Origin of the sequence: Janthinobacterium pasteuri, from assembly GCF_051380775.1 — a bacterium.
Classification (GTDB): domain Bacteria; phylum Pseudomonadota; class Gammaproteobacteria; order Burkholderiales; family Burkholderiaceae_D; genus Janthinobacterium.
The window spans coordinates 112,190-136,998 of sequence record NZ_JBNYXS010000005.1 but is presented as its reverse complement, the minus strand read 5'-3'; the positions used below and the strand labels follow the sequence as shown (position 1 = coordinate 136,998).

The window sequence follows — 24,809 nt, the reverse complement described above, 5'->3', positions numbered from 1 at the left end:
CGGTATATGTGTGATTGGCTAAACCTTTGAATTATAACCAAAAGGAAGCTTTTCCACAAGGAAGAAAATGTAGAGTAGGCGGCATTTTTTTGCATGGCAGCATAAAAACCGCACCCCATAAAAAAAGCCGCCCGGCTTGCGCGGGGCGGCTTGCAAAGCAATATCGGTTACTACTTAGGCTGTCAAAGCCGCGATACCTGCTTTGGCAATTTGCGCATCTTCCGCCGACTTGACGCCCGAGACGCCAACGGCGCCCACGTAGTGACCGTCGAACACGATAGGCACGCCGCCTTCGAGCAAGCCGTCGATTTCCGGCGCGCTCAGGAACGACACGCGGCCGCCATTGATCATCTCTTCATAGATGCGCGACTCGCGGCGGCCCAGCGCGGCCGTCTTGGCTTTCGATGGAGCAATGTGCGACGAGATCGGCGCCACGCCATCCATGCGCTGCAGCCACAGCAGGTGGCCGCCGTCATCGACGATGGCGATCGTGACCGCCCAGTTATTCTTGACCGCTTCCGCTTCGGCGGCGGCAGCGATTTTCTTTACGTCGTCCAGGGTCAAAATCGGTTTCGATTGCATGGTGCATCCTTGTTATGTTGAATCAAAATTGTATACGAAATGCGCAGCAGCGCTATCGCTTACTGTTCGCGTTTGGCTTTCAGCTTTTGCTTGAGCTGCGCCATGACGGCAAAGGTCGCCTGCTCGCCCGCCAGAATGGCCTGGTTGCGACTATTGAAATCGTTGCCCTTCATGGTGCCCAGGCTGGGCTGGATCACCACGTCCGCATCCTTGAGCTCGAACTGGTTGATGCGCTGGCCCATGATGGCAAACGTCTGCATGATCACTTCCATCGAACTGATGGCCTTTTGCGTATCCGTTTGCGACGAGATATTCACGGCGATAATGAAATCGGCGCCCATGTCGCGCGCAAAGCGCACGGGCACGGGAGCGACCAGGCCGCCATCGACGTAGGTGTGGCCGGCGATCGTCACGGGCTGGAACACGCCGGGTACGGCCGACGAGGCGCGCACGGCCATGCCGGTATTGCCGCGCTGGAACAGGATGGGCTGGCCATTTTTCAGGTCGGTCGCCACCACGCCAAACGGAATCTTGAGTTTTTCCAGCGGCACGCCGCCGACAGCCTTGTTGACATAGCTTTGCAGCGCTTCGCCTTTCAATACGCCGGACGACTTGCCAAACAGGGGCAAGGCCCAGTCGGAAATGGCCGCCTCATCCATGTCAAAGGCCATCTTTTGCAAGGCAAAGCCCGAGTTGCCTGCCGCATACAAGGCGCCCACGACGCTGCCGGCGCTGGTGCCGGTGACGATGTCGGCGTGGATGCCCTGCGATTCGAGCGCCTTGATCACGCCGATATGCGCGAAGCCGCGCGCCGCGCCACCGCCCAGCGCCAGGCCGATCTTGATCTTGCGCGGCGGCACGACGATGGGCTCGGGTGGCGTCAATACTTGTACGGGTTTCGGGGCGGTGGTATCGCAACCGGCCAGCACAAAGGCGGCCAGGGCAAGCAGGGTCAGGCGTTTAGGAAACATAATGGCAGAAGAGAACCGCACGCGGCAGTGGCAACAAAGGAGAGCCGATTGTAGCGCAAGCGGGGCTGCCCGCACTGAAGGCTGTCTTAAATGTTTGCGGTGAGAATGTTCGTGCGGGCCGACTCTGCCACCAAACGGCTGCTAGACTGGCGCCTGGTTTGTTTCTTTACTTGCTCCCGCTATGTCAGAACATCAATTTGCCGACAGCCGCGCCCTGAGCGCTCCGTTTGTGCAACAGTTATCGATGCAGCCGCCCGACGGCGCCCTCGCCTGGCTGACTTGCGTGCTGGCCACGCAGGCGCCCGCGTTGCGCTCGTCGAACGCCATCCTGCTGGCCTACACGGGCAACCCGGCCGCCATCGACTGGATCGACGCCAATATCGGCTCGCCTGTGGCAGGAGCATGGGGCGTGGCGGCAGCGCTGCTGGGCACGCCGTGGCCACACATCGTTGGCTGGCTGCAGCGCGGCGGCCCGCACCGGCTGATGGCGCTCGATACCCTGCGCGCGTATCGCAAGCCGGCCGTCAACATGTCGCCGCTGGAACAGATCGCCGCGCCCGTGCTGCCGCAGGCGCCGACCAAGACTGAACTCGAGCAGGCGCTGGCCGCCTGCCTGGCCGCGTCCGCCACGCCGCGCATCCAGGCGGCCGTGAACGCCATTGCGGAACACGCCGACGAGATCCTGCGCGGCGGCCCACGCGGCGTGGCCGTGGCCGACTTGCCGCGCCTGTATCTCGATCCTGAACCGTTCAAGGACGCGCCCGCCATCCTGGCGCAGCACGAGACCGTGGTGGGCGGCATGCGAGAAAACCTGCTCAAGGGCATATGGTGAACAGACTAGCCCTTGTGACCATCGACTTGAGCGATATCAATACCGCGCGCCAGCTGCATGCCAGCCTGGCGGCCGCGCTGGCCTTTCCTCCCATGTATGGCATGAACTGGGATGCCTTCTGGGATGCCATCACGGGCCTGGTGGCAATGCCGCAACAGCTGGAACTGCGCGGCTGGCAAACCTTCGCCACACGGCTGCCCGCCGATGCGGCCCTCCTGCAGCGCATCCTGGCGCGCATGGCGCAGGAAATGCCGGCCCAGGCGGCGCAAGTACGTTACTTGTAAATAAGCGGTAAAACGGAAACGCTTGACAGTCCAGCCCCACTTCCCGTACATTAAGTGCATGTCCTCCTTCAAACATTCCTCCCCTTCCCTGCTGTCGCTATCGCGACTACCCCTAGCACGCGCATAAGTTTGCCGCATTGCTTCGCCTGGCCACACGCCGGCGTGTTTCAAAAACCCTGGAAGGTTTGATGATGTTTGCACCATCCCCATTCGTACACGTAATCCCCACTGCGACCGCCCCTGCTGGCATCGCTGCCGCACTGCTACCGCTACCGACCGCTTGCCTGGCCTAGTGTTGCGTGGCCGCCCGGCAAGCTTGCGCCACAACCATTGATTCCCCCCATCTTCAGGAGTACCCGATCATGATGTTGCAAAACCCAGCTTCCAAATACCGCGCCTTTCCTCCCGTCAAATTGACCGACCGTCAATGGCCGAACCAGATCATCAGCAAACCGCCTATCTGGATGAGCACCGACTTGCGCGACGGCAACCAGTCGCTGATCGAGCCGATGAGCGCGGAAAAGAAGCTGCGGTTCTTCGAGATGCTGATCGCCATCGGCCTGAAGGAAATCGAAGTGGGCTTTCCATCGGCATCGCAGACGGATTTCGACTTCGTGCGCAAACTCGTCGATGAAGGCCGCATCCCGGACGACGTCACCATCATCGTGCTGACACAGTCGCGCGAAGAATTGATACGCCGCACGGTGGAATCGGTCGTCGGCGCCAAGCGCGCCATCGTCCACCTGTACAACTCCGTGGCGCCCGTGTTCCGCAAGGTGGTATTCGGCATGTCGCGCGAAGAAATCACGCAGATTGCCACCACCGGCACCACCTTGGTCAAACAGCTGGTGGCGCAGCATCCGGAAACGGAATGGGGCTTTGAATACACGCCGGAATCGTTTTCCACCACGGAACTCGATTTCTCCAAGCATATCTGCGACGCCGTCAGCGCCATCTGGAAACCGACGCCCGCCAACAAGATGATCATCAACTTGCCATCGACCGTGGAATGCAGCACGCCCAACGTGTATGCGGACCAGATCGAATGGATGTCGCGCAAACTGGCGCGCCGCGATTCCATCATCATCAGCGTGCATCCGCATAACGACCGCGGTACGGCCGTCGCCTCGGCCGAGCTGGCCGTGATGGCGGGCGCCGACCGCGTGGAAGGCTGCCTGTTCGGCAATGGCGAGCGCACCGGCAACGTCGACCTCGTCACTTTGGCGATGAACTTGTACACGCAGGGCGTGCACCCGGGCCTGGATTTCTCCGACATCGACACCGTGCGCAAGTGCGTGGAAGAGTGCAATCAGTTGCCCGTCCATCCGCGCCACCCGTATGCGGGTGACCTGGTCTTTACGGCGTTTTCCGGCTCGCACCAGGATGCCATCAAGAAGGGTTTTGCCAAGCAACAACCGGACAGCATCTGGGAAGTGCCGTATTTGCCCATCGATCCAGCCGATCTGGGCCGCAGCTACGATGCCGTGATCCGCGTCAACAGCCAGTCCGGCAAGGGCGGCATGGCGTATTTGCTGGAACAGGAATACGGTCTGGTCTTGCCGCGCCGCCTGCAGATCGAATTCTCGCGCGCCGTGCAAGCCGTGGCCGACGCCACGGGCCGCGAAATCGCCGCACACGATATCCATGAAATCTTCCAGAAGGAATACCTGCAGCAGACGGCGCCATACGCCTACGCCTCGCACCGCATGGTGGAAGACACCAGCAGCGATGAATCCGTGCAGATCGACATCAGCCTGTCGCACCGCCAGACGCCATTGGCCCTGCAAGGCGGCGGTAACGGACCCATCGATGCCTTCGTGAATGCGCTCGGTCTCGACATCAAGCTGATGGATTACCATGAGCACTCGATCGGCTCCGGCGCCAACGCGCAAGCGGCTTGCTACGTGGAACTGCGCCTCGATAATGGCCCGACCCTGTTCGGCGCCGCCATCGACAGCAATATCGTCACCGCCTCGTTCAAGGCTGTCTTGTCTGCCGTGAACCGTCGCATCGGACAGACGGAAGCCGAAAAGACATCGGCGGCGGAGGTCGCTGCCAGCGCCGTCTAAACACTTTACAGCGCACTCCCCAGGGAGAAAAAGCGGTACGGCTTGATCTCCGTGCCGCTTTTTCATTTCTGTGTGGCAATTAGTGGTGCAAATAAGGTATCGCCAACCGTATAATCGTTTCATAACAAGACCACCGGAGACAGATCTAAAAGTAACCCCCAATAAATTCTTGTCATTTCCAGCTTCCATAAACAGCGTGCTGCTTTGTTGCCCTCCGCTAGCAGTGCTTGCACTGCGTCGCAGAGCGCGCCTAGCATCACATCTGTTTCTGTTCGCTATAAATTGCCAATAATTTCCTGAGGATTACTTTCGCTACCGAGGGAATAAAAATGAAATTGACGGATATGAAGATAGGCGTGCGCCTGGGTGCCGGTTTTGGCGTGGTACTGCTGCTGATGGCAGTGCTGGTGGGTACGGGACTGCTGCGCCTGGACAAGATCGGTGGGCTCAGCGAGTCCATCATCGAGAAGGACTGGGCCAAGGCCGATGCCATCGCCACCATCCGCAGCACAACGCGCTCGAACGCGGCGCTGGTACTGGAACTGTTCATTCATGAAGATCCAGCCCGCGCCAACGCCATCCACGGCGAAATCGATGCCAACAAGGCTACCATCAGCGATGCGCTGGCCATCCTCGACCGCCTGATCGTGCTGCCTGAAGGTAAGGAAATGCTGGCCACCCTGAAGCAGCAGCGCAAGGCCTATGTCGCCTCGTTCAGCCAGGCCGACAAGCTGCTAGTGGCGGGGCGGCGCGCGGAAGCGGCCATGCATGTGCGCGACGATACCCTGCCCGCCCTGAATCAGTTGCAAAAAACGGTGAACCACCTGAACGAAATCCAGCGCGCAGCGGTCGTGCATGGCGGCCAGCAGATACAGCAGAATATTTCAGCGGCGAATGTGCTGATGGCCAGCCTGGGCACAGCCGCCCTGCTGCTGGGCGTGCTCTTTGCCTGGCGGGTCACGCGCTCGATCACCACGCCCATCGCGTACGCCCTGCGCGTGGCGCAAACCGTGGCCGCAGGCGACCTGAGCAGTAAAATCGTGGCAGAAGGCAAGGATGAAACGGGCCAGTTGCTGCAGGCGCTGCGTGACATGAATACCAACCTGGCCACCCTGGTGGGGCAGGTGCGCGGCGGCACGGGCACGATTGCCGTGGCGTCGAGCCAGATCGCCAGCGGCAATGCCGACCTGTCGGCCCGCACGGAAGCGCAGGCCAGCGCACTGGAAGAAACGGCCTCGTCGATGATCGAACTGACGGGTACCGTGCGCAGCAACAGCGACAATGCGCGCCAGGCGGACAGCCTGGCCCGTTCGGCGTCGGCCATCGCGCAGCGCGGCGGCACGGCCATGACGGAAGTGATCGGCACCATGGATGCCATCAATGCTTCCTCGCGCAAAATCGTCGACATCATCGCCGTCATCGACGGCATCGCCTTCCAGACGAATATCCTGGCCCTGAACGCGGCCGTGGAAGCGGCCCGTGCGGGCGAACAGGGACGCGGCTTTGCCGTTGTGGCGTCCGAAGTGCGCAACCTGGCGCAGAGGTCAAGCCAGGCCGCCAAGGAAATCAAGGAACTGATTGCCGACTCCGTCAACCGGGTGGGGCAAGGCGCGCAGCTGGTCAACCAGGCGGGCGCCACGATGGAAGAAGTGGTGGCCAGCGTGGGCCGGGTCAGCGCCATCGTCGGTGAAATCAGCGTCGCTAACCACGAGCAGAGCGAAGGCATCGAGCAGATCAACGCTGCCATCATGCAGATGGATCAGACGACGCAGCAGAACGCAGCACTGGTCGAAGAGGCGGCCGCGGCAGCCGCAGCCATGCATGAACAGGCGGGCGAACTGGAAACCCTCGTCAGCCAGTTCAAGCTGGAACCGAACACCATCGCCAAGGCGCCGCCCCGCCCTGATGCGCCCGCCGTCCCGCGCTTGCACTAAGTTGCTTACTCCACCTGGCGCGCCAGGCGGATGCCGGAAAATTGCCAGCGCGCACCGGCCGGGAAGAAATTGCGGTAGCTGGCGCGCGCATGGCCGGCCGGCGTGGCGCACGACGAGCCGCGCAGCACATATTGGTTCAGCATGAACTTGCCGTTGTATTCGCCCAGCGCCCCGGGCGCCGTGCGATAGCCGGGATACGGCGCGTAGCTGCTGCTGGTCCACTGCCAGCAGTGGCCAAACATTTGCCGCAATCCCGCTCCCGGCACACCGGCAGCCGGATGCAGCTGGCCCACTTCCACCACGGCACCTTGCGCCGCCACTTCCCACTCCGCTTCCGTCGGCAGGCGTGCGCCGGCCCAGTGCGCGTAAGCATCCGCCTCGAACAGCGACAAGTGGGTGGCCGGCGCCTGCACGTCGAGCGGGCGCAAGCCGAACAAGGTGAATTCCTGCCACTGCCCCGCCTCGTCGCGCTGCCAGTACAACGGGCATTCCAGCTGCGCGCTGCGCACCCAGTCCCAGCCTTCGGCCAGCCACAAATGCGCCGTGCGGTAGCCGCCCGCCTCGATGAAGGCCAGATAGTCGCCATTCGTCACCAGCGCGCTGGCCAGTTCGAACGGCGCCACGTATTGCGGATGGCGCGGCAATTCATTGTCGAAGCAAAAACCGTCACCCGCATGGCCGATCTGCGCCAGGCCGCCGTCAAACGCGAGCCAGGCGGTAGGCTGTGCGTGTTGTTGCGCTGGCACAACCGCGCTATCCAGTGCATTGTTCAGATAAGCGGGGTCCAGGTAAGCGGGAGAGAGGGCGCTCTGCGCCAGCAAGTGTTTCACGTCCGTCAACAGCAATTCCTGGTGCTGCTGCTCGTGTTCGAGCCCCAGCGCCAGCAGCATGGTCAGCCGTTCGCGCTCGGGACGCGCCAGCTCGCTCGCCAGCAGGCGGGCAATGCGCGCATCGACATCGATCCGGTAGGCGCGCACCTGCGCCATGCCGGGGCGCGTCAGCAAGCCACGCTGGGCGCGCGGATGCTTCTCGCCCACGCCGTTGTAATAGGAATTGAACAGCACGCGAAAGGCCGGGTGAAATGGCGTGAACGCCGCTTCCATGCTTTCCAAAATAAACGTTTCGAAAAACCAGGTGGTATGCGCGAGATGCCATTTCACGGGACTGGCGTCCGGCATCGATTGGGCGCCGCAATCCTCGTCGGACAAGGGTTCGGCCAGTCGCAGCGAGTGCTTGCGCACCTTGTTGTAATGATCGATCAGCATCTTTTCCTTCTCAATCACGGATCACGCGCGCGTAAATGACGGCAAACCACTGCTGCGGGTCCGTCCAGACTTGCACGGTGGAAAACCCCGCCTGCTCCAGCAAGCCGACGAAGCTTGCGCGCGTGTATTTATAGCTGTCTTCTGTATGGATGCGTTCGCCTTTTGCGAATCGCCGCTGACCACCTTTCCAATGGACAACTTGCTCGCTGCGCGCTTCCAGGTGCATTTCAACGCGGCGCTCGTCGGCATTGAAAAAGCCATGGTGCTGCCAGGCGCGCACGTCGAAGTCCGCGCCGATCAGCCCGTTCACGTGGCGCAGCATGTTCAGGTTGAAGGCGGCCGTGACGCCCAGCGCATCGTCATAAGCGGCGTCGAGGATGGCGTCGTCCTTGATCAGGTCAACGCCGATCAGCAGGCCGCCATCGCCGTCCGCATTCGCGCGCAGGCGGCGCAGGAAGGCGGTCGCTTGCTCAGGAGCAAAATTGCCGATCGACGAACCAGGATAGAAGAACAATCGCCGCGCCTCGCGCACGCTATCGGGCAAGTCCAGGCGGCTGGAGAAATCCAGGCCCAGGCCCGTCATTTCGATGTGCGGAAAGCGCTGCTGCAGCCGGCTCAACGATTCACTCAGGAAGTCATAGGAAATATCCACGGCCACATACTGGGCCGGGTGCAGCAGGGGGAACAGGCTGGCGGCCTTGGCGCAATTACCCGCCCCCAGGTCGATCAGTGTGCTGCCCGGCCCCACGGCGTGCGCGATCTCTGCGCCGTGGCGGGCGAAGATGGCGGCCTCGGTGCGCGTCGGATAATACTCGGGCAAGGCGCAAATGGCTTCGAACAGTGTCGAGCCCAGCGCGTCGTACAGGTACTTGGGCGAAGTCCAGGCCTCGCGCGCCAGCAGGCCGCCGCTGATCTCGACTATCGTTGCAGGAGTGGCGCTGGCCACTGGGACGTTGCTGACGGGAGACAAATCTGGCTGCTGTTGCGCGTATGGCATGGTCATGGGCTGGCGTCGTCTATCAAGGTTCACGAAGGGCTTGCTGGGCTGGCACCTGGCATGTGCGCGTGCTGCCGCGCAGGGCACGGGGGACGCCATTGCCGATGATTTTTTCCCATCATAGCGGAATCCGCACAAGCCAGCCGTGCGACAGGTAACTTAAGGTCAAACGAGCAGTGCGCACACAAAATTGGTATTGCCAAGCAAAAAGGATAAGCCTGTCGTATACTACACATTGCCGGCCAAACAATCCGCGCCCCTTTGCAGTTCCCAGGCCCCCCTCTCCCCCGCGTGCCTCCCTTTACGATAGCCGTTAACACCATGCTCGAATTGCGCCATCTGTCGAAGTCCTATGCCCATGCCCGTCCCGTGCTGGCCAACATTTCCTGCCGCTTCAAGGCCGGGGAATTCATCGCCATCATGGGTGACTCGGGCGTCGGCAAGTCGACCTTGCTGAACCTGATCGCCGGCCTCGATACGCCCGATGCGGGTGCCGAAGCGCACCCTATCCTGGTGGACGGCATTGCCATGTCCAGCCTCGATGACGCCGCCGCCACCCGGCTGCGTCGCGCCCGCATGGGCTTTATATTCCAGGCCTTCCACGTCTTGCCGCACCTGACCCTGCTGCAAAACGTGGCCCTGCCGCTGCTGCTCAACGGACTGCCCCAGGAGCGTGCCACCAGCATGCTCGATGCGGTCGGCCTGGGCGGACGCGGCGGCGACTTTCCGCAGCAACTGTCGGGCGGCGAAATGCAGCGCGTGGCCATTGCCCGCGCGCTCGTGCACAAGCCGGCGCTGGTGTTGGCCGATGAGCCTACCGGCAACCTCGATCCCGATACGGCGCACAGCATCCTGCAATTGCTGCGCGCTGAAATCAAGGCCAACGGCAGTTGCGCGATCATGGTCACGCATTCGCTGGCCGCCGCCGAAATGGCGGACAGAACCATGATCCTGACGAAAAACGGCTTACAAAATACAACAACCGTCAAGCAAATTAATCAAACAATCAGTTAATTTAACTGACCATCTGTCACAAGTTTTGTTATCGTAGTATTATTGAAAACACTTGCCTGGTTATCAATGTTTTAACGCGAATGTTGTCACGTCACCCAGACAGCTGTACTGCGATGACGAACTATAGCCGGGACTGCATCAGTGTGGTCTCGTCCCTTGCATAACCTGAAGGAGGAGTAAATGAACGTTCGGCAAAAGAAGCTGGAAATGATTGAAGCGATGAACCGGGCGCGTGCGCTCGAACCATCGAGTTTTGTGCCCAACAAGCTGCTCGATACCCTGATCGAGAAGATGAACCTGAAAAATGATGCGGAACTGTGCCGTGTTCTGGAAGTGCAGCCCCCCATCATCAGCAAGATTCGTCACGGCAAACTGTCGGTCGGTGCAACGATTTTATTGCGCATGCATGAAAAATCGGACATCACCATCCGCGAACTGAAGGAACTGTCCGCCACGCCAGTCCATTGAGTCACACGCTGTTGTAATGCCATGCCAGGCACCCAGGTCCCCGGCGCCTTGAAATTTTGCCATGTAATTCGCGTAGTTCGCTCACCGCACAACATCCGTGCACGATAGCGAAGAGACCCAGCCCAAACCATGCTGACCGTTTCTCTGCCCACCCGCTCCAGCACCATCCCCTTCCCGCTTTCACTCCGCATTGCCCCCTGCCAGCCAGCATTTCCACTCAAACGTAATCTGACACAACACGCATCGTCTCCGCAGGCATCAAGGTCAGCTTTTAACCACTGATTTCAAGCGCACCCCAGCGATGCACCTGGGCGACATGTGCCCGAACGCCATCGCGCCGTGGTCAACGCTGGCCGCCATCCTCGCAACCGCCTTCATTCAAATGGGCGCGCAGGCAGCCATCGCGGCCCGCTGGCGCATTGGGCGGAACCGGCGATGCGCTGGGCGGCATCGAGGCGGGCGCCGACACCGACGTGCCGGCCGTGGCCGACCCGGCGCAGGGACGGCAACTGCTGCGCGACGGACGGCAGCATTTCGACCTGCTGGTGCAATTGGCGCCCACGGCGCAGCGCCTGGCGCTGCTGGGACACTACAGGGCCTTGCCGGCACGCCTGGCCCGCGCCGGTGGGGGCAGTTCCAGCGCGCCATGACCGATGCCTGCCTGGCCACGCTGGGAGTAGCGAGGCTGGCCCCACTGCCCGGCATTCGCCTTTGCAGCCTTAAGCAGGCACCACGCCGTAATGGCGCGCATAGCGCTCATCCAGATTCGCCAGCGGCATCATCATGAACATGTCGGCGCTTTCGAAATCAGGGTCCCAGGCCGGTTCGCCGCAAATCCAGGCACCCGAACGCAGATAGCCCTTGATCAGCGGCGGCACCTGCGGCTTGTGCGCCGCTTCCACCTGGTGGATGGGGAAAGGCAGGTGCGGCGTGACGCGGTACTCGCTTGGGGCCATGTGCTTTTCCGCCAGCGCCTGGTACACGGCGACGGCGTTATGCCCGCCATCGGCCAGGCTGATGCTGGCGCAGCCGACCAGGTAGTCGCAGCGCTCGCGGCGCATGTACTCGGCCAGTCCCGACCACAGCAGCATGATCACGCTGCCGCCCCGGTATTTCGGGTGGATGCACGCGCGGCCCGCTTCGACCATGCGTCCGCGCAGGTTCTTCAGGCGGCTCAGGTCGAACTCATTTTCCGAATACAACCGGCCGATCTTGGCCGCCTTGGCTGCGCTCAGCACGCGGTAGGTGCCCACCACTTTCAAGGTATCGGCATCGCGCACGATCAGATGATCGCAATGCGCGTCAAATTCATCGCTGTCGAGGCCATCGGCGTTGGCCAGCGACGTCAGGCCCATGGTCTCGATAAACACCTTGTAACGCAAACGCTGGACTTCGCGCAATTCCGCCGCTGTCGTGGCCTGGCTCAGCACCAGTTGAACCGGCCGGGCCTTGGCTTCGTTTGATGCGATTATGTTTTGCATGGTTTCATCCCTGTGATCAAGACGACTCCAGCGTACTTGCCTAATATGTCAGGAAAATGACAGCCGAATGTCATTTCCATGACGCAAGTCAATGTCATGCGGGGATCGTGCATAATTACCACACTCACCCAGCAGGAAGACAGGATGAAAGACCAGGACGCCCCCCACATCACGCCCTATACCAAGCCGGCCGCCGGCTGGGATGCCTTGAAACACGTGGCCATCAGCCTGCGCCAGGAACGGGTGGCGCCCGGCAATCTGAAAGCGCTGCTGGCGCAAAACCAGCCGGACGGCTTCGATTGCCCCGGCTGCGCCTGGCCCGACCGCAACCACGCTTCCACGTTTGCCTTTTGCGAAAACGGCGCCAAGGCCGTCGCCGCGGAAGCGACCAGCCGCCGCGCCGGCCCGGAGCTGTTTGCCAGCCATACCGTCACGCAGCTGCTGGAACAATCGGACTACGCACTGGAGCAGCACGGCCGCCTGACCGAACCGATGGTGTACGACGCTGCCAGCGACCGCTACGTGCCGATCGCCTGGGACGACGCCTGCGCCCTCGTGGGCCGCCACCTGCGCGCCCTGCCCGACCCGAACCAGGCCGCGTTTTATACCTCGGGCCGCGCCAGCAACGAAGCGGCCTTTTTGTACCAGCTGATGGCGCGCCTGTACGGCACCAACAACTTCCCCGACTGCTCCAATATGTGCCACGAGGCAACCAGCCGCGGCTTGCCGGCCACGGTGGGCATCGGCAAGGGCACGGTGACATTGGACGACTTCGAACTGGCCGACACCATCCTCATCTTCGGCCAGAATCCCGCCACCAACCACCCGCGCATGCTGGGCGAACTGCGCGAGTGCGCGCGCCGCGGCGGCAGCATCGTCTCCATTAATCCCCTGCGCGAACGGGGCTTGCAGCGCTTCATGGACCCGCAAAGCGCACTGGAAATGGCGACTCTGGGCAGCACGCGCCTGGCCGGCCTGTTCGTGCAGCCCACCCTGGGCGGCGACTTCGCCCTGATCAAGGCCGTCGCCAAGCGCGTCGTCGAGCATGACGATGCGGCGCAGGCGGCCGGCGGCCCGGCCGTCATCGACCATGCTTTCATCGTTGAACACTGCAGCGGCTTTGACGCCTTCCGCGACGACCTGCGCGAAGAAAGCTGGGAGCTGCTGGTACGGGAGTCGGGCGTGGCGCGCGCGCAGATCGAGGCTTTGACGGACATCTTTATCAAGGGTCAGCGCATCATCGCCACCTGGGGCATGGGCTTGACGCAGCACAAGCACAGCGTGGCGGCCATCCGCATGCTGTCGAACCTGATGCTGCTGCGCGGGCAGATCGGCAAGCCCGGTGCCGGCCTGTGCCCCGTGCGCGGCCACTCCAACGTGCAGGGCGACCGCACGGTGGGCATCGAGGAAAAGCCGACGGCTGCCTTCCTCGACCGCCTGGGCCAGGTGTATGGCTTTCATCCGCCGCGCGCGCACGGATACGACGTGGTGGCCACCATCGCCGCCATGCAGCGCGGCGATGTCAAGGTGTTCATCGCCTTGGGCGGCAATTTCGCCGCCGCCACGCCCGACACGCCCGTCACCTGCGCCGCGCTGCGCAACTGCGCGCTGACGGTGCAGGTGGCCACCAAACTCAATCGCAGCCACCTGGTCATCGGCAAGGAGGCTTTGCTGCTGCCCACCCTGGGGCGCACGGAGATCGACCTGCAGGGCGGCGTGGCGCAAGGCGTGACGGTGGAAGACTCGATGAGCATGGTGCATATCTCATACGGCCGCAATGCGCCCGCTTCGCCGCAGCTGCGCTCGGAAGTGGCCATCGTGGCCGGCATGGCCGAAGCGACGCTGGGCAGCGGCCTGGTGGACTGGCGCGCGTATGCAGCCGACTATGCGCGCATCCGCGACGACATTGAAAAGGTGTTTGACGATTTTTACGATTACAACGCCAGGGTGGCCATTCCAGGCGGCTTTCATCTGACGGTGGCCTCGCGCGAGCGCGTTTGGAAAACGGCCAGCGGCAAGGCCAGCTTCCTCGTCGCTCCGCTGCCGCTGGACACGCCGCTGCACCGCGCCCGGGCGCGCCATGGCGAACGCCTGATGGTCTTGATGAGTACGCGCTCGCACGACCAGTACAACACCACCATCTACGGCATGGATGACCGCTACCGCGGCGTGTACGGCACGCGCAAGGTCGTCTTCGCCAACAAGGAAGATATCGCCATGCTGGGCTTTGCCGATGGCGAGCTGGTGGATATGATCAGCGCCTGGGACGATGGCGTGGCGCGCCGCGCCAATGGCTTCCGGCTGGTGGCCTATGACATCCCGCGCGGCTGCCTGGGCGCGTATTACCCGGAAACGAACGCGCTGGTGCCGCTGGCCAGCACGGCCGACGGCGCCGGCACGCCGACGTCGAAGTCCGTGCCGGTGCTGCTACAAGCGGCGAACGCTCAGATGCCGATATCCGGCGTGTAGTCCACCCAGGCATCCTGGCGGCAGAAGCCCACCAGCTTCATGCCCGCCTGCGTGGCGATGGAAATGGCCAGCGAACTGGGGGCGGAGATCGTCGCCAGCAACGGGATCCGCATGCGCGCCGCCTTGCGCGCCAGCTCGTAGCTGCCACGGCTGGACAGGAACACGAAGCCGCGCCGCATGTCGGTGCCGTTCAGGGCGAGGTGACCAATCAGTTTATCGAGGCCGTTATGCCGGCCGATATCCTCGAACACGTGCACGATATCGCCGTCGGGCGTGCACCACGCGGCCGCATGCACGCCGCCCGTTGCCTGCATCAGCGCCTGGTGTTCGCGCAAGCCGCTCGACGCGCGCGCCAGCGCGGCAGGCAAGTCGACCTGAATCAGGGACGGCGGCAGCGCTTCGGGCTGCAAGTCGAGCATGTCGATGCTGTCGATGCCGCACACGCCGCAGCCGCTGCGGCCCGTCAGCGCGCGGCGCCGGTCCTTCAAGCGCACGAAATCCTCCTGCGCGATGCTCAAAGCCACTTCGGCGGAATCGGCGCGCAGGAAGACTTCACAGTCGAAGATGGCGCCGGCGGAAGCGACCACGCCTTCCGTCAGCGCGAAGCCATAGGCAAACGCTTCCAGGTCACGCGGGGTGGCCATCATGACGACGTGGGAAATGCCATTGAAAACCAGCGCGACGGGGATTTCCTCGGCGACGTGGTCGATGGCGGCAGTGGAGTCGCCCGCGCGGTGACGGACGATGGTGCGCTCGACGAAGCAGGCGCGTTCAATACTGGTTTCTTCTGACATGGCAACCATGGGGGAACTATCACAGGCCCCATGGTAAACCAGAATGGGCAAGCGGGGGGGGGCGGCCCCTCCGCTCACGCCATCAATCCTTCTTCGGACGGCCCGTTTTCAGCTGCGGCAAGCCTGCCAGCACGTTTTGCAGGGTCGCCAGGTCGATCTGGCTGATCAGCGCCACGCCAATGCGCAGCAATTCGCTTTTCTTGATCTCGAAACCGGCCTTCAGGCACGCTTTCTTGACCTGGCCCAGAACTTCATACTCCGCTTCCGGCATGGTGAAGCTGTCGCGCACCAGTTTCGGCTTGCGGGCTTTTTCCTTGACGGCAGCGACCTTGGCGACCGGCGCTTTTTTCGCGGCGACTGGCTTGACGGCGGCTTTTGCTACCGGCTTGGCGACGGCCTTGGCGGCTGGTTTCGCAGCAACCTTGGCCGCCGGCTTGGCAGCGGCTTTGGCGACTGGTTTGGCCACGACGGCCTTGGCCGCCGGCTTGGCGGCGGGCGCCTTGGCTACCGCAGGCTTGGCGGCAACGGGCTTGACTGCCGCTGGCTTCGCAGCGGCGACTTTGGCGGCCACTGGCTTGGCGGCGGCCTTGGCCACTGGCTTGGCCACTGGCTTGGCTGTCGGTTTGGCTGTCGGTTTGGCTGCAGGTGCGGCCTTGGCTGATGCCGCATTGATCGAGGCGCTGGTAGGGAACATCGATACGGGCGCGCTGTCGGTTTTTTTCGCTGGGACGGTTTTGGTCATGGATTATCCAATCTAATAAATAATATAAACAATATATACTCTTTTTTGAAATCTTGCTTGCTGCGCATCAAGCCATGCCCGTAGCATGACCCCTAGGCGTTGGCACGGATGGTGAAATCGACCCCGACCTCATCCCAGAATTCCTGCTCCTTTTCAATCCAGAACGACACGGTGGGATGGTGCGCCACCCAGCCGCGCTTGATGTCGAGCTCGATTCGGCTCTTCATGCGCAGGCGCAGTTCGCTGAAATCGGCTTCGATGCGCGCATGCATGAGCAGGATCGACAGGCGCAGCGCCAGCACGGCCTTGGCGAAATCCGGGTCGGACAGCACTTCGCCGATCTTGCGCAAATTGCCTTTCTGCGCCAGGATCAAACGGCTCATGGTCTTCTGTTCGCGCGTGGTAAAACCGGGCAAATCCGCATTTTCCACGATGTAGGAGGCATGTTTGTGGTAGCCCGTCTGCGACACGGCCAGCCCCACTTCGTGCAGCAGGCTGCTCCAGCGCAGGCATTTCACCAGGGCGTCGGATGTCGGCTTGAGCTGCGCATACATGGCCAGTGCCTGCTCGGCCACCCGGCCGGCGCGCTGCTGGTCGATATGAAACTTCTCCATGCAGCCCTGCACCGATTGTTCGCGGCGGTCGCGCTTGGTCGAGCGCAGGTACAAATCCCACATCACGCCCATGCGCAAGCCTGCCTCGATCGGCGTCATGACGGGAATGGCCAGTTCGCGGAACAGGCCGATCAAGATGGCCAGGCCGCCGACGATGGTGCTGGCGCGGTCGGGGCGCAAGCCGGGCATGTCGATGCGGCTGGTGTGGCCCAACTCGATGAAACGGCGCGCCAGCGCATCGAGGCTGGCGCCGGACAGCAAGCCATCACCGAGCTTGTTGCGGGAGATGATGTCGGCGATCGTGCGGATGGTGCCGGAAGAGCCGTAGGCGGTCTTCCAGTGCTGTGGGCGGTACGGCGGCGCGGCATCCTCGAAATGGCTGCGCGCCGACAGGATGGCCGCCTCGAACGACGGCGCGTCGATGCGCCCGCCGATGAAGAACGACAGGCTTTGCTTGACGGTGCCCAGGCTGAAGGATTCGACCCGCTCGATATCGTTGCCGCGCCCCAGTATCAGTTCGGTCGAGCCGCCGCCGATATCCATCACCAGCCGGCCTTCGCCAGGGATGGCCAGCGCATTGGCCACACCCATGTAAATCAAGCGCCCCTCTTCCTCGCCCGAGATGATCTCGATCGGATGGCCGATGGCTTGCTCGGCCAGCGGCAGGAAGACGGCGCCGTTACGCGCCACGCGCATGGCCGACGTGGCCACCACGCGCACGGCATCGAGTTCGAAGCCGGCGAGGATGGCGCGAAAGCGCTGCAGGCAGGCCAGCGCGCCCTGCATGGCCGCCTCGGTCAGGTCGCCATTGGCGTCCAGACCAGCGGCCAGGCGGATCGGGTCGCGCACGCTCTTGACCACGCGGATCGTGTCGCCATCATGCTTGCCGACGTGTAAACGAAAACTGTTGGACCCCAGGTCCACCGCTGCATACATACTGGCCTCTTGTCTTGTTATTGCTGTACCAACTGGAAACGTTGGCAAAATCAGTTGCTAAACTATATAAATCATTTAAACGATTTAAAAATCCTACCACACTACCCCCATCGTATGACAGCGGCATGACAGGATTGTGACAAAACGGCGCGTAGCGGTGACGTTCTATGGCACGATGGTGGTAAACAAATAAACAGCAAAAATCACCAGGTGCACCGTACCTTGCATGACCGTGGTGCGTCCCGTACCCAGCGACAGCGTGGCGACCATCAGCGACAGCAGCAACAGCACAGTCGATTTGATATCGAGTCCCAGCGTAATCGTCAGGCCAGTGGCCAGCGACACCACCACCACGGCGGGAATCGTCAGGCCGATGCTGGCCAGTGCGGAGCCGAGCGCCAGGTTCAAACTCGTTTGCAAACGGTTAGCGCGCGCGGCGCGCACGGCGGCCAGTCCTTCGGGCAGCAGCACGATGGCGGCGATGACGATGCCGACCAGGGTCTTCGGCGCGCCCATGGCGGCGATGGCTGTCTCCAGCGCGGGCGCCAGCGACTTGGCCAGCAGCACCACGGCGCCCAGGCACACCAGCAGCGCGCCTGCGCTGACCCAGGCGACAGTGGGCGTCGGCGGTGCCGCATGCACCTCTTCGTCACCAACGGCTTCCTTGGGCAGGAAGTAGTCGCGGTGGCGCACCGTCTGCACCAGCACGAAGGTGCCGTACAGGACCAGCGAGATGACGGCGATGAAAATGAGCTGACTGGAGTTGTAGTACGGGCCGGCGGCGCTGGAAGTGTAATTCGGCAGCACCAGTGTCAGGATGGCGATGGCCGCCAGGGTAGCCAGCGACGCGCTCACGCCCAGCAGACCAAAGGTCTGTTCCCGGTGGCGCCCGGCGCCCAGCAGCAGGCAGATGCCGACGATGCCGTTCAAAATGATCATGATGGCGGCAAACACGGTGTCGCGCGCCAGTCCCGTCGTTTCCGGTCCGCCCGCCAGCATCAGCGAGACGATCAGCGCCACCTCGATCATGGTCACGGCCAGCGCCAGCACCAGGGTGCCATACGGTTCGCCAATGCGGTGCGCCACCACTTCCGCGTGGTACACGGCGGCCAGCACGCTGCCGATCAGGCCAGCCACCAGCAGGATCTGATAAGCGCCGCCGACATTGAACGTGGAACCGAACAGGAACAGCCAGCCCGCAAGCGGGGCGGCAAGCGGCCATACAGGCAGGGATTTAAGCATTTTCATTATGGGCCTGACAAGAGTAAAAAAGGGGAACTGCGGTGCGGACGACAAGAGGGGCCTAGCCTGCACCCCACAGCATAACTTGCTTAGCTTAAATGAAAGTTAGGGAATACACACGTCCGGGTACCGGCGCCCCGCGCCTGGTTCACCGTTCAATCACCTAGCCACCGTGCACTTGCTCGCCACAAGAAACTATAATTACTTTAGCAATATGTCATTGCAATTTTCTTGTCTTTTTGCTTCCTGATGCCGTCATACTACAGGGACGCCCTCCCGGCACCGACCAAGGACAGACCATGACTCCAGCAAGCAGCGCAGCCTTGCGCACCGTATTATTCGTCTTCGCCACCGTCCTGTGCGCCGCCGCACAGGCAGGCACGCTGGCGCCGCGCGAGGACGCGAGCAAACCACAGGCCCGCGATGTGCAGCTTGATGCAAACTGGGCTACCCCGCCTGCGCCTGCCGCCGCGACAAGGTGGCAAGATAGCCTTCCGCCCGCGCCGCCGGTGGCACCACGCGAAGAAAAGATCCTGCCCAGGAGTGAATGGTTGAGCGTGGAGCCGATGAAGGCCCCTGACAGGCGCTGCGATCCCGGCCTCGATGCGCTGTTCTTGAGCAAGGAATGCGGCAAGGAGCCCAGCTGGCTGGGCTCGCGCAAAAAGTAAGCCGATTTAAATATCCAGGGTGCTGGCGCCTTGCGCTTCCACCACCCTGTTGCGGCCCGCCTGCTTGGCCGCCTGCAGCGCCTCGTCGGCCCGCTTGAACAGGCTGACGGTGCAGTCTTCGGCACGGATGGTGGTCACGCCCAGGCTGGCCGTCAGCTGCAGCACGGCGCGTTCCGTCTTGACGGGCAGCACTTCGACGGCGGCGCGGATGCGCTCAGCCACCATCAGCGCATCGGCCAGGCTCGTGCGCGGCAGCTGGATGGCGAATTCGGCGCCGCCCAGGCGCCCCATCAGATCGCTGTCGCGCAGCTGCTGGCGGCAAGTGTCGACGATGGTTTTCAGTACCGCGTCGCCTACCGGATGGCCATAGCTGTCGTTGACGCGCTTGAAATGGTCGATATTGAGTACCACCAGCGCCGTCGGCAAGCCGGGCCGGCGCGCCAGCGCCATCCACGGCGCCAGCGCCTGGTAAAAACCGCGCCTGTTCGGCACGCCCGTGGCCGCGTCGAGCACTTCCAGGCGCGCCAGTTCGCCGCCCAGTTTTTCACGCGACAGCAGCAGGTAGCCGAAGGCGTTCGTCAGCATCATCAGGTACAGGGCGCCAAAACCGGCCAGCTGCAGCAGCTCGGCGTCAACATCCGGCACGGCGGCAGCGAGCACGCCGCGCGCCGCGATCAGCAGCGACAGGACGCCCATGCTGACGACGAGAAAACGGCGCAGCATGCTCGCCTCATGCCATTTGAGGCACAGCGCGGCCACGCCGGCGAGGAAAAAGCCGGCCACGATCAGCGAGCCGCCGGCACTGCGCAGCAGCGGCGCCGCATCAAACAGGTAACAGGCGGCAAACAGCGCCACCGACAGGCCCAGCGCCGGCAGCATGGTGCGACGCCAGCCGCTGCGTCCGGCCGCCTGCCATAACGCGCCCGCGTCGAGCGCCATGCCGGCAAACAGCAGGCTATTGCCAAGCAAGATGGACAGCACATCGGGCAGCACACCACGGAAATACAGCAAACACCAGGCCACGGCCTGGCATTGCTTGGCTACCGCCCAGGTAGACATGCTGAGCGACTTCTTGCGCTCGTACTCGAAGAAGAACAGGGCCGCGCACAGGCTCAGGTTGCCGAGTGCCAGGGCCAGTACCAGGGTCTTGATATCCATGGGCTACGCTATCGATGCGCAGGCGCGGCGCGCCAGGTCAGATTTCGTGTTCGACATTGGTGCTGCCGTCGCCGACCTTGCTGGCCCACGCCTGCACGAAATACTGCTTTTCCACTTCGTTAGGCGCCTCGTGCCAGAACACGATGAGCGTGCCCTTGTGATCGTGAATCTGCGCCACTTTTTCAATGAATCCGACATTGTCGGCCACGTCGGCCAGCGCCGCCGCGTAACCGTACACGCGCGTCAGCCGCTCGATGCGGTCAGGTTCGGTAAAACTGTTCGTCGCCGTAATGATAGGGTGATCCAAAAACATGCTTGTCTCCATGGTGCCCGACTGCGCGGCCGTGCCGCCGCGTGCTATTACACATGCTCGGCGCGGATTAATCGGGTATGCTCACGGGAGCTTATCAGATTTCTCTGAATGCAACAAAGCATCTCCCCCAGTCCACTCAGCGAAGTCGTCCTATGTCGGATAGCAAATTACCTGCCGTGCGCGCGCCCCAGGTGCATACCTGCGGCGACCGGCGCCGCCTGGAATTCCAGCCAGGCATGATCCAGAGCGAAATGCTGTTGTCGCGCCCCGACCATCTGCTGCTGCGCTATGCGCGCGCCATGATGTGCTTCACCCTGTTCGTGCCACGTCCCCGGCACATCCTGATGGTGGGACTGGGCGGCGGCTCGCTGCTGAAGTTCTGCCACCGCCACCTGCCCGAGGCGCGCATCACGGTGCTGGAATTGCGCGCCGACGTGATCGCCCTGCGCGAGCAGTTCATGCTGCCGCCCGACGACGTGCGCCTGCGCATCATCGAAACGGACGCCGTCAGCTATATCCGCCAGCATCCGGGCTGCGCCGACGTGCTGCTGCTCGATGGCTACGACGAAACGGGCCTGCCGCCTGCACTGGGCAGCGCGCGCTTCTATGCGGACTGCCTGCGCACCCTGCTGCCCGGCGGCGTGCTGGTAGCTAACCTGTTCAGTTATGACGAGCACTACCCCGCCATGCTCGCGCGCCTGCTGCTCACCTTCCGCGGCGCCGTGTGCCACTTCGATGGCATCGCCGGCAACAACCGAATCATCTTCGCCGCCAGGCCAGACAAGCTCGGGGCGGGACGGGCTCTGCGCATCGTGCGCCTGGTGCGCTGGCGGCGGATGGCCGGTCTGGCTTTCCTGAACCGCTTGCTACCCGCATGGCAGTTGTGGCGTGTGCGCCGGCAGTCAGGCGCGGGCAGCGACTGAAAGTCGTCTTCCCCGGCCATGGATGTTGTTGCTTATTAGCAGTAATTTGGTGCAAAATCAGCATGATGGATGTGGTTTATGACAAACTACGGCCTGCGCGGGGCCGGCAGGCGCCGCCGAACCCATGTATCCATGAAGTGAGATAGGAAAAACCATGCTGCGTGGCCGCCTGCCATTGTCGATTTCTGCCGCGGCCGCGCTGACCTTTGCCTGCGGCGTCAGCATCACCGCCGTACTATTCGCCGCCATCAGCCAGCTCGAATACGACAAGATGAGCCTGAGCTTGCAACAGCGCGCCGGCGCGCGCGTGGCCGCCATCGCGCAGGGACTCGATGACGCGGTCGAGGTGCTGACCACGACCAACCAGCTGTTTGCTGCCGTCGCGCCCGTCACGCGCGAGCAGTTCCACGACTTCACCACGCCGCTGCTGCAGCGCCACCCTTTCATCCAGGCATTCAATTTTCACCGCATCGTGCCGCACGCGCAGCGCGCTGCGTTCGAGGCGGATCTGCGGCGCGTCGTGCCCGACTATGCCATGACGGAAATGCGCGACGGCATCGTCGTGCCCGCGACGACGCGCGCCAGCTACCTGGTGGTGGACTACCTCGTACCCTTGCAGGGCAACCGCCCCGCCTTCGGCTTGAACGTGCGCCCTGACGGCTTGCTGGCCAGCGCGCTGGAACAGGCCATCATCAGTGGCCAGACCACCGCTACCGGCCTGCAGGCCCTGGCGCAGGGGCCGCAGCAGGGCTTCGTCATCGTGCGCCCCGTGTACCGGCACGGCGTGCCCCTGCAAACGGTGCAGCAGCGGCGCGCGGCGCTGATCGGCGATACGGCGGCCATCGTCCACGCCGGGGAACTGGTGCAGAAAATCCTTGCCGGCGCCGACCTGCTGGGCGACCCGCAGATCGAACTCAGCGTCTACGCCGGCGCTGGTGCCGACCCGCGCCAATTGATCTTCCGGCATGGCCAGCCCCCTGCCGACGAAGCGGGCGGCGCCTGGGAGTCGCTGCCCCGCTGGCTGCATTTTGCCTATCACAGCCATTATGACCGGGCCTTTGCCTCCGCCGGGCGGCCCTGGCATGTGCGCGTGGTGGCCCATCCGCGCCCCTTCCTGACCGACCACCTGGGTTCCCTGTTTACCATGATCACGGGCTTGCTGTTCAGCGTGCTGACGGCCGCCTTCGTGCAAACACTGACGCAGCGCTCGCGCCGCGTGCAGTTGCTGGTGGAACAGCGCACGGCCGACCTCAAACGCAGCAATGAACTGCTCAGCGCCGACGTGCGGGCGCGCCAGCGCACGGAACGCGCCTTGCAGGAAAGCGAGAAACGCTTCCGCCGCCTGCTGGCCCTGTCCTCGGACTGGTACTGGGAACAGGACGCCAACTTCTGTTTCACCCACATCACCAGCGGTTTTTCGGACAAGTCGAACATGCCGCTGGAACGCTTCATCGGCATGACGCGCTGGGAAAACAACCCGGAGATGCGCAATTCGCGCTGGGGCAAGCAGCATATCGCCAACCTGGAAGCGCACCTGCCTTTTTCCAACCTCGAATATGCGATGAAAGACCGCAATGGCCAGCTGCGCTGGTTCAGCGTCAACGGCGAACCGCTGTTCAACGAGCTGGGCGAATTTCGCGGCTACCGGGGCACGGGGTCTGAAATCACGGAACGCAAGCTGGCAGAGCAGCAAATCCAGCACATCGCCCACCACGACGTGCTGACGGGCTTGCCCAACCGCGCCCTGCTGCGCGACCGCCTGGCGCAAGCGATGGCCCTGTCACGCCGCAAGAACCGCGCGCTGTGGGTGCTGTTGATCGACCTCGACCGTTTCAAGTTCGTCAACGACAGCCTGGGCCACAAGGCCGGCGACCTGCTGTTGAAAACCATTGCCACGCGCCTGCAGGCCAGCCTGCGCGAAAGCGACACGGTAGCGCGCTTGTCCGGCGATGAATTCGTCGCCATCCTGTGCGAACAGGCCGACGAAGTACTCAGCGGCGCCATCGTGCAGCGCCTGATGGATGCGGTGGCCCAGCCGGTATTGCTCGACGGCAAGGAATTCTTCGTCACCTGCAGCATCGGCGTGGCCGTCTACGACATGACGCGCTACGACGCTCCCGGCGACGTAACCTTGAATGGCGAGACGCAGAACCTGATCGAACAGGCCGACATCGCCATGTACTGCGCCAAGAAACAGGGCCGCAACAACATCAAGTTCTACACGACGGCCATGAATCAGGCCACGCTGGAACGCCTGCGCATCGAGACGGCGCTGCGCAATGCGCTGGAGCGCGAACAGTTCGTGCTGCATTACCAGCCGCAGCTGGACCTGGCCAGCGGACGCATCGTCGGCGTGGAAGCACTGCTGCGCTGGCAGCACCCGGACCTGGGCATGGTGGCGCCGCAGCGCTTCATTGCCCTGGCCGAGGATACGGGCCTGATCGTGCCGATCGGCGCGTGGGTCATGCGCCAGGCATGCGCGCAGATGCAGGCCTGGCATGCGGCTGGGCTGGGCCAGCTTCGCCTGGCCGTGAACCTGTCGGCGCGCCAGTTCAACGAGCCGAACCTGGTCGCCTCGATAGCCGAAGTGCTGGCCGAGACTGGCCTGCCGCCCGCCTGCCTGGAACTGGAGCTGACGGAAAGCCTGTTCATGCACGACGTGGCGCTGGCCGTCAGCCAGCTGCACGACATGAAGGCGCTGGGGGTGCAGCTGTCGATCGACGACTTCGGCACCGGCTATTCCAGCTTCGCCTACTTGCGCACCTTCCCCATCGACGTGCTGAAGATCGACCGCAGTTTCGTGGGCGACGTGGCGCGCGACGCGGACGATGCGGCCATCGTCGTCTCCATCATCGCCCTGGCGCACAATTTGAAGTTGCGGGTGGTAGCCGAAGGCGTGGAAACGGCAGCGCAGCTCGATTACCTGCGCCAGCACGGATGCGACGAAGCGCAAGGCTATTATTTCAGCCACCCGCTGCCCGCACACGAGGTGGAACTGCTGCTGCGCAGCGACATCAACGTGGCCGCCTGAGTCGGGCATCTCGCTCATGCAA

The 24,809-nt window shown here is 62.9% G+C and carries 22 protein-coding genes; 11 read left to right on the top strand and 11 right to left on the bottom strand.

Annotated features, from left to right (window positions below):
• Positions 1-174: 174 nt before the first annotated feature.
• Both ACQ4WN_RS07720 and ACQ4WN_RS07715 read right to left on the bottom strand, forming a co-directional pair.
• Positions 175-582 (bottom strand): GlcG/HbpS family heme-binding protein, encoded by a 408-nt coding sequence (locus ACQ4WN_RS07720; protein ID WP_034786036.1) that lies wholly within the window; start codon positions 580-582, stop codon positions 175-177.
• 59 nt (positions 583-641) lie between these two features.
• Positions 642-1,553 (bottom strand): patatin-like phospholipase family protein, encoded by a 912-nt coding sequence (locus tag ACQ4WN_RS07715; protein WP_436550999.1) that lies wholly within the window; start codon positions 1,551-1,553, stop codon positions 642-644.
• Positions 1,554-1,734: 181 nt separating this feature from the next.
• On the opposite strand from ACQ4WN_RS07715, the gene ACQ4WN_RS07710 reads away from it, so the two are divergent.
• The 4 genes from ACQ4WN_RS07710 (at position 1,735) to ACQ4WN_RS07695 (ending at position 6,672) form a co-directional block, all read left to right on the top strand.
• Positions 1,735-2,385, top strand: coding sequence for a hypothetical protein (locus ACQ4WN_RS07710; RefSeq protein ID WP_436550998.1), 651 nt, complete (start codon positions 1,735-1,737; stop codon positions 2,383-2,385).
• Positions 2,386-2,399: 14 nt separating this feature from the next.
• Positions 2,400-2,669 carry a barstar family protein gene (locus ACQ4WN_RS07705; RefSeq protein ID WP_436550997.1) on the top strand — a complete coding sequence of 90 codons (270 nt, stop codon included), beginning with the start codon at positions 2,400-2,402 and terminating at the stop codon, positions 2,667-2,669.
• A 362-nt stretch (positions 2,670-3,031) separates the two neighbouring features.
• On the top strand, positions 3,032-4,738 hold the full coding sequence (gene leuA / locus ACQ4WN_RS07700; RefSeq protein ID WP_436550996.1) for a 2-isopropylmalate synthase: 1,707 nt from the start codon (positions 3,032-3,034) through the stop codon (positions 4,736-4,738).
• 329 nt (positions 4,739-5,067) lie between these two features.
• Positions 5,068-6,672: a methyl-accepting chemotaxis protein gene (locus ACQ4WN_RS07695; RefSeq protein ID WP_436550995.1), complete on the top strand. Its 1,605-nt coding sequence runs from the start codon at positions 5,068-5,070 to the stop codon at positions 6,670-6,672.
• Positions 6,673-6,677: 5 nt separating this feature from the next.
• Here the strand turns inward: ACQ4WN_RS07695 and egtB are convergent, their stop codons facing one another.
• On the bottom strand, positions 6,678-7,937 hold the full coding sequence (egtB, locus tag ACQ4WN_RS07690; RefSeq protein WP_436550994.1) for an ergothioneine biosynthesis protein EgtB: 1,260 nt from the start codon (positions 7,935-7,937) through the stop codon (positions 6,678-6,680).
• 10 nt (positions 7,938-7,947) lie between these two features.
• Positions 7,948-8,940 (bottom strand): L-histidine N(alpha)-methyltransferase, encoded by a 993-nt coding sequence (egtD, locus tag ACQ4WN_RS07685; protein ID WP_436550993.1) that lies wholly within the window; start codon positions 8,938-8,940, stop codon positions 7,948-7,950.
• Between the two features lie 315 nt (positions 8,941-9,255).
• On the opposite strand from egtD, the gene ACQ4WN_RS07680 reads away from it, so the two are divergent.
• From ACQ4WN_RS07680 to ACQ4WN_RS07670, 3 genes are all read left to right on the top strand, one after another.
• A complete protein-coding gene (locus ACQ4WN_RS07680; protein WP_436550992.1) occupies positions 9,256-9,948 on the top strand; it encodes an ABC transporter ATP-binding protein in 693 nt (230 codons plus the stop codon).
• Between the two features lie 180 nt (positions 9,949-10,128).
• Positions 10,129-10,416 carry a hypothetical protein gene (locus ACQ4WN_RS07675; protein ID WP_034786045.1) on the top strand — a complete coding sequence of 96 codons (288 nt, stop codon included), beginning with the start codon at positions 10,129-10,131 and terminating at the stop codon, positions 10,414-10,416.
• A 419-nt stretch (positions 10,417-10,835) separates the two neighbouring features.
• Complete coding sequence (locus tag ACQ4WN_RS07670) at positions 10,836-11,066, top strand: hypothetical protein (RefSeq protein ID WP_436550991.1); 231 nt, start codon at positions 10,836-10,838, stop codon at positions 11,064-11,066.
• Positions 11,067-11,135: 69 nt separating this feature from the next.
• On the opposite strand, the gene ACQ4WN_RS07665 is transcribed toward ACQ4WN_RS07670, so the two are convergent.
• Positions 11,136-11,897 (bottom strand): GNAT family N-acetyltransferase, encoded by a 762-nt coding sequence (locus tag ACQ4WN_RS07665; RefSeq protein ID WP_436550990.1) that lies wholly within the window; start codon positions 11,895-11,897, stop codon positions 11,136-11,138.
• Between the two features lie 144 nt (positions 11,898-12,041).
• Here ACQ4WN_RS07665 and ACQ4WN_RS07660 point away from each other — a divergent pair, with 144 nt between their 5' ends.
• Positions 12,042-14,366 carry an FdhF/YdeP family oxidoreductase gene (locus ACQ4WN_RS07660; protein ID WP_436550989.1) on the top strand — a complete coding sequence of 775 codons (2,325 nt, stop codon included), beginning with the start codon at positions 12,042-12,044 and terminating at the stop codon, positions 14,364-14,366.
• Here the strand turns inward: ACQ4WN_RS07660 and fdhD are convergent.
• From fdhD to ACQ4WN_RS07640, 4 genes are all read right to left on the bottom strand, one after another.
• A complete protein-coding gene (fdhD, locus tag ACQ4WN_RS07655; RefSeq protein WP_436550988.1) occupies positions 14,342-15,160 on the bottom strand; it encodes a formate dehydrogenase accessory sulfurtransferase FdhD in 819 nt (272 codons plus the stop codon). The genes ACQ4WN_RS07660 and fdhD overlap by 25 nt on opposite strands.
• Positions 15,161-15,242: 82 nt before the next feature.
• On the bottom strand, positions 15,243-15,902 hold the full coding sequence (locus tag ACQ4WN_RS07650; protein WP_436550987.1) for a hypothetical protein: 660 nt from the start codon (positions 15,900-15,902) through the stop codon (positions 15,243-15,245).
• A gap of 92 nt (positions 15,903-15,994) precedes the next feature.
• On the bottom strand, positions 15,995-17,452 hold the full coding sequence (locus ACQ4WN_RS07645; RefSeq protein WP_436550986.1) for a Ppx/GppA phosphatase family protein: 1,458 nt from the start codon (positions 17,450-17,452) through the stop codon (positions 15,995-15,997).
• 165 nt (positions 17,453-17,617) lie between these two features.
• The gene (locus tag ACQ4WN_RS07640; RefSeq protein WP_436550985.1) at positions 17,618-18,700 is read right to left on the bottom strand and encodes a calcium:cation antiporter; all 1,083 of its coding nucleotides are present in this window, start codon (positions 18,698-18,700) and stop codon (positions 17,618-17,620) included.
• A 293-nt stretch (positions 18,701-18,993) separates the two neighbouring features.
• On the opposite strand from ACQ4WN_RS07640, the gene ACQ4WN_RS07635 reads away from it, so the two are divergent.
• Positions 18,994-19,362 carry a hypothetical protein gene (locus ACQ4WN_RS07635; RefSeq protein ID WP_436550984.1) on the top strand — a complete coding sequence of 123 codons (369 nt, stop codon included), beginning with the start codon at positions 18,994-18,996 and terminating at the stop codon, positions 19,360-19,362.
• Positions 19,363-19,368: 6 nt separating this feature from the next.
• On the opposite strand, the gene ACQ4WN_RS07630 is transcribed toward ACQ4WN_RS07635, so the two are convergent.
• Together ACQ4WN_RS07630 and ACQ4WN_RS07625 are read right to left on the bottom strand one after the other, a co-directional pair.
• Positions 19,369-20,520, bottom strand: coding sequence for a GGDEF domain-containing protein (locus ACQ4WN_RS07630; RefSeq protein WP_436550983.1), 1,152 nt, complete (start codon positions 20,518-20,520; stop codon positions 19,369-19,371).
• Between the two features lie 37 nt (positions 20,521-20,557).
• Complete coding sequence (locus ACQ4WN_RS07625) at positions 20,558-20,833, bottom strand: hypothetical protein (protein ID WP_436521587.1); 276 nt, start codon at positions 20,831-20,833, stop codon at positions 20,558-20,560.
• A 152-nt stretch (positions 20,834-20,985) separates the two neighbouring features.
• On the opposite strand from ACQ4WN_RS07625, the gene ACQ4WN_RS07620 reads away from it, so the two are divergent.
• Both ACQ4WN_RS07620 and ACQ4WN_RS07615 read left to right on the top strand, forming a co-directional pair.
• Entirely contained in the window at positions 20,986-21,756 is a 771-nt protein-coding gene (locus ACQ4WN_RS07620) for a spermine/spermidine synthase domain-containing protein (protein WP_436550982.1), read from the top strand.
• Between the two features lie 154 nt (positions 21,757-21,910).
• Positions 21,911-24,787 carry a bifunctional diguanylate cyclase/phosphodiesterase gene (locus ACQ4WN_RS07615; RefSeq protein WP_436550981.1) on the top strand — a complete coding sequence of 959 codons (2,877 nt, stop codon included), beginning with the start codon at positions 21,911-21,913 and terminating at the stop codon, positions 24,785-24,787.
• Positions 24,788-24,809 lie beyond the last annotated feature (22 nt).

What these genes read in the sequence shown, in the direction of transcription:
- ACQ4WN_RS07720 (WP_034786036.1), bottom strand. Translation starts at nt 582, where the DNA reads ATGCAATCGAAACCGATTTTGACCCTGGACGACGTAAAGAAAATCGCT.
- ACQ4WN_RS07715 (WP_436550999.1), bottom strand. Translation starts at nt 1,553, where the DNA reads ATGTTTCCTAAACGCCTGACCCTGCTTGCCCTGGCCGCCTTTGTGCTG.
- ACQ4WN_RS07710 (WP_436550998.1), top strand. Translation starts at nt 1,735, where the DNA reads ATGTCAGAACATCAATTTGCCGACAGCCGCGCCCTGAGCGCTCCGTTT.
- leuA (WP_436550996.1), top strand. Translation starts at nt 3,032, where the DNA reads ATGATGTTGCAAAACCCAGCTTCCAAATACCGCGCCTTTCCTCCCGTC.
- ACQ4WN_RS07695 (WP_436550995.1), top strand. Translation starts at nt 5,068, where the DNA reads ATGAAATTGACGGATATGAAGATAGGCGTGCGCCTGGGTGCCGGTTTT.
- egtB (WP_436550994.1), bottom strand. Translation starts at nt 7,937, where the DNA reads ATGCTGATCGATCATTACAACAAGGTGCGCAAGCACTCGCTGCGACTG.
- egtD (WP_436550993.1), bottom strand. Translation starts at nt 8,940, where the DNA reads ATGACCATGCCATACGCGCAACAGCAGCCAGATTTGTCTCCCGTCAGC.
- ACQ4WN_RS07680 (WP_436550992.1), top strand. Translation starts at nt 9,256, where the DNA reads ATGCTCGAATTGCGCCATCTGTCGAAGTCCTATGCCCATGCCCGTCCC.
- ACQ4WN_RS07675 (WP_034786045.1), top strand. Translation starts at nt 10,129, where the DNA reads ATGAACGTTCGGCAAAAGAAGCTGGAAATGATTGAAGCGATGAACCGG.
- ACQ4WN_RS07665 (WP_436550990.1), bottom strand. Translation starts at nt 11,897, where the DNA reads ATGCAAAACATAATCGCATCAAACGAAGCCAAGGCCCGGCCGGTTCAA.
- ACQ4WN_RS07660 (WP_436550989.1), top strand. Translation starts at nt 12,042, where the DNA reads ATGAAAGACCAGGACGCCCCCCACATCACGCCCTATACCAAGCCGGCC.
- fdhD (WP_436550988.1), bottom strand. Translation starts at nt 15,160, where the DNA reads ATGTCAGAAGAAACCAGTATTGAACGCGCCTGCTTCGTCGAGCGCACC.
- ACQ4WN_RS07650 (WP_436550987.1), bottom strand. Translation starts at nt 15,902, where the DNA reads ATGACCAAAACCGTCCCAGCGAAAAAAACCGACAGCGCGCCCGTATCG.
- ACQ4WN_RS07645 (WP_436550986.1), bottom strand. Translation starts at nt 17,452, where the DNA reads ATGTATGCAGCGGTGGACCTGGGGTCCAACAGTTTTCGTTTACACGTC.
- ACQ4WN_RS07640 (WP_436550985.1), bottom strand. Translation starts at nt 18,700, where the DNA reads ATGAAAATGCTTAAATCCCTGCCTGTATGGCCGCTTGCCGCCCCGCTT.
- ACQ4WN_RS07635 (WP_436550984.1), top strand. Translation starts at nt 18,994, where the DNA reads ATGACTCCAGCAAGCAGCGCAGCCTTGCGCACCGTATTATTCGTCTTC.
- ACQ4WN_RS07630 (WP_436550983.1), bottom strand. Translation starts at nt 20,520, where the DNA reads ATGGATATCAAGACCCTGGTACTGGCCCTGGCACTCGGCAACCTGAGC.
- ACQ4WN_RS07625 (WP_436521587.1), bottom strand. Translation starts at nt 20,833, where the DNA reads ATGTTTTTGGATCACCCTATCATTACGGCGACGAACAGTTTTACCGAA.
- ACQ4WN_RS07620 (WP_436550982.1), top strand. Translation starts at nt 20,986, where the DNA reads ATGTCGGATAGCAAATTACCTGCCGTGCGCGCGCCCCAGGTGCATACC.
- ACQ4WN_RS07615 (WP_436550981.1), top strand. Translation starts at nt 21,911, where the DNA reads ATGCTGCGTGGCCGCCTGCCATTGTCGATTTCTGCCGCGGCCGCGCTG.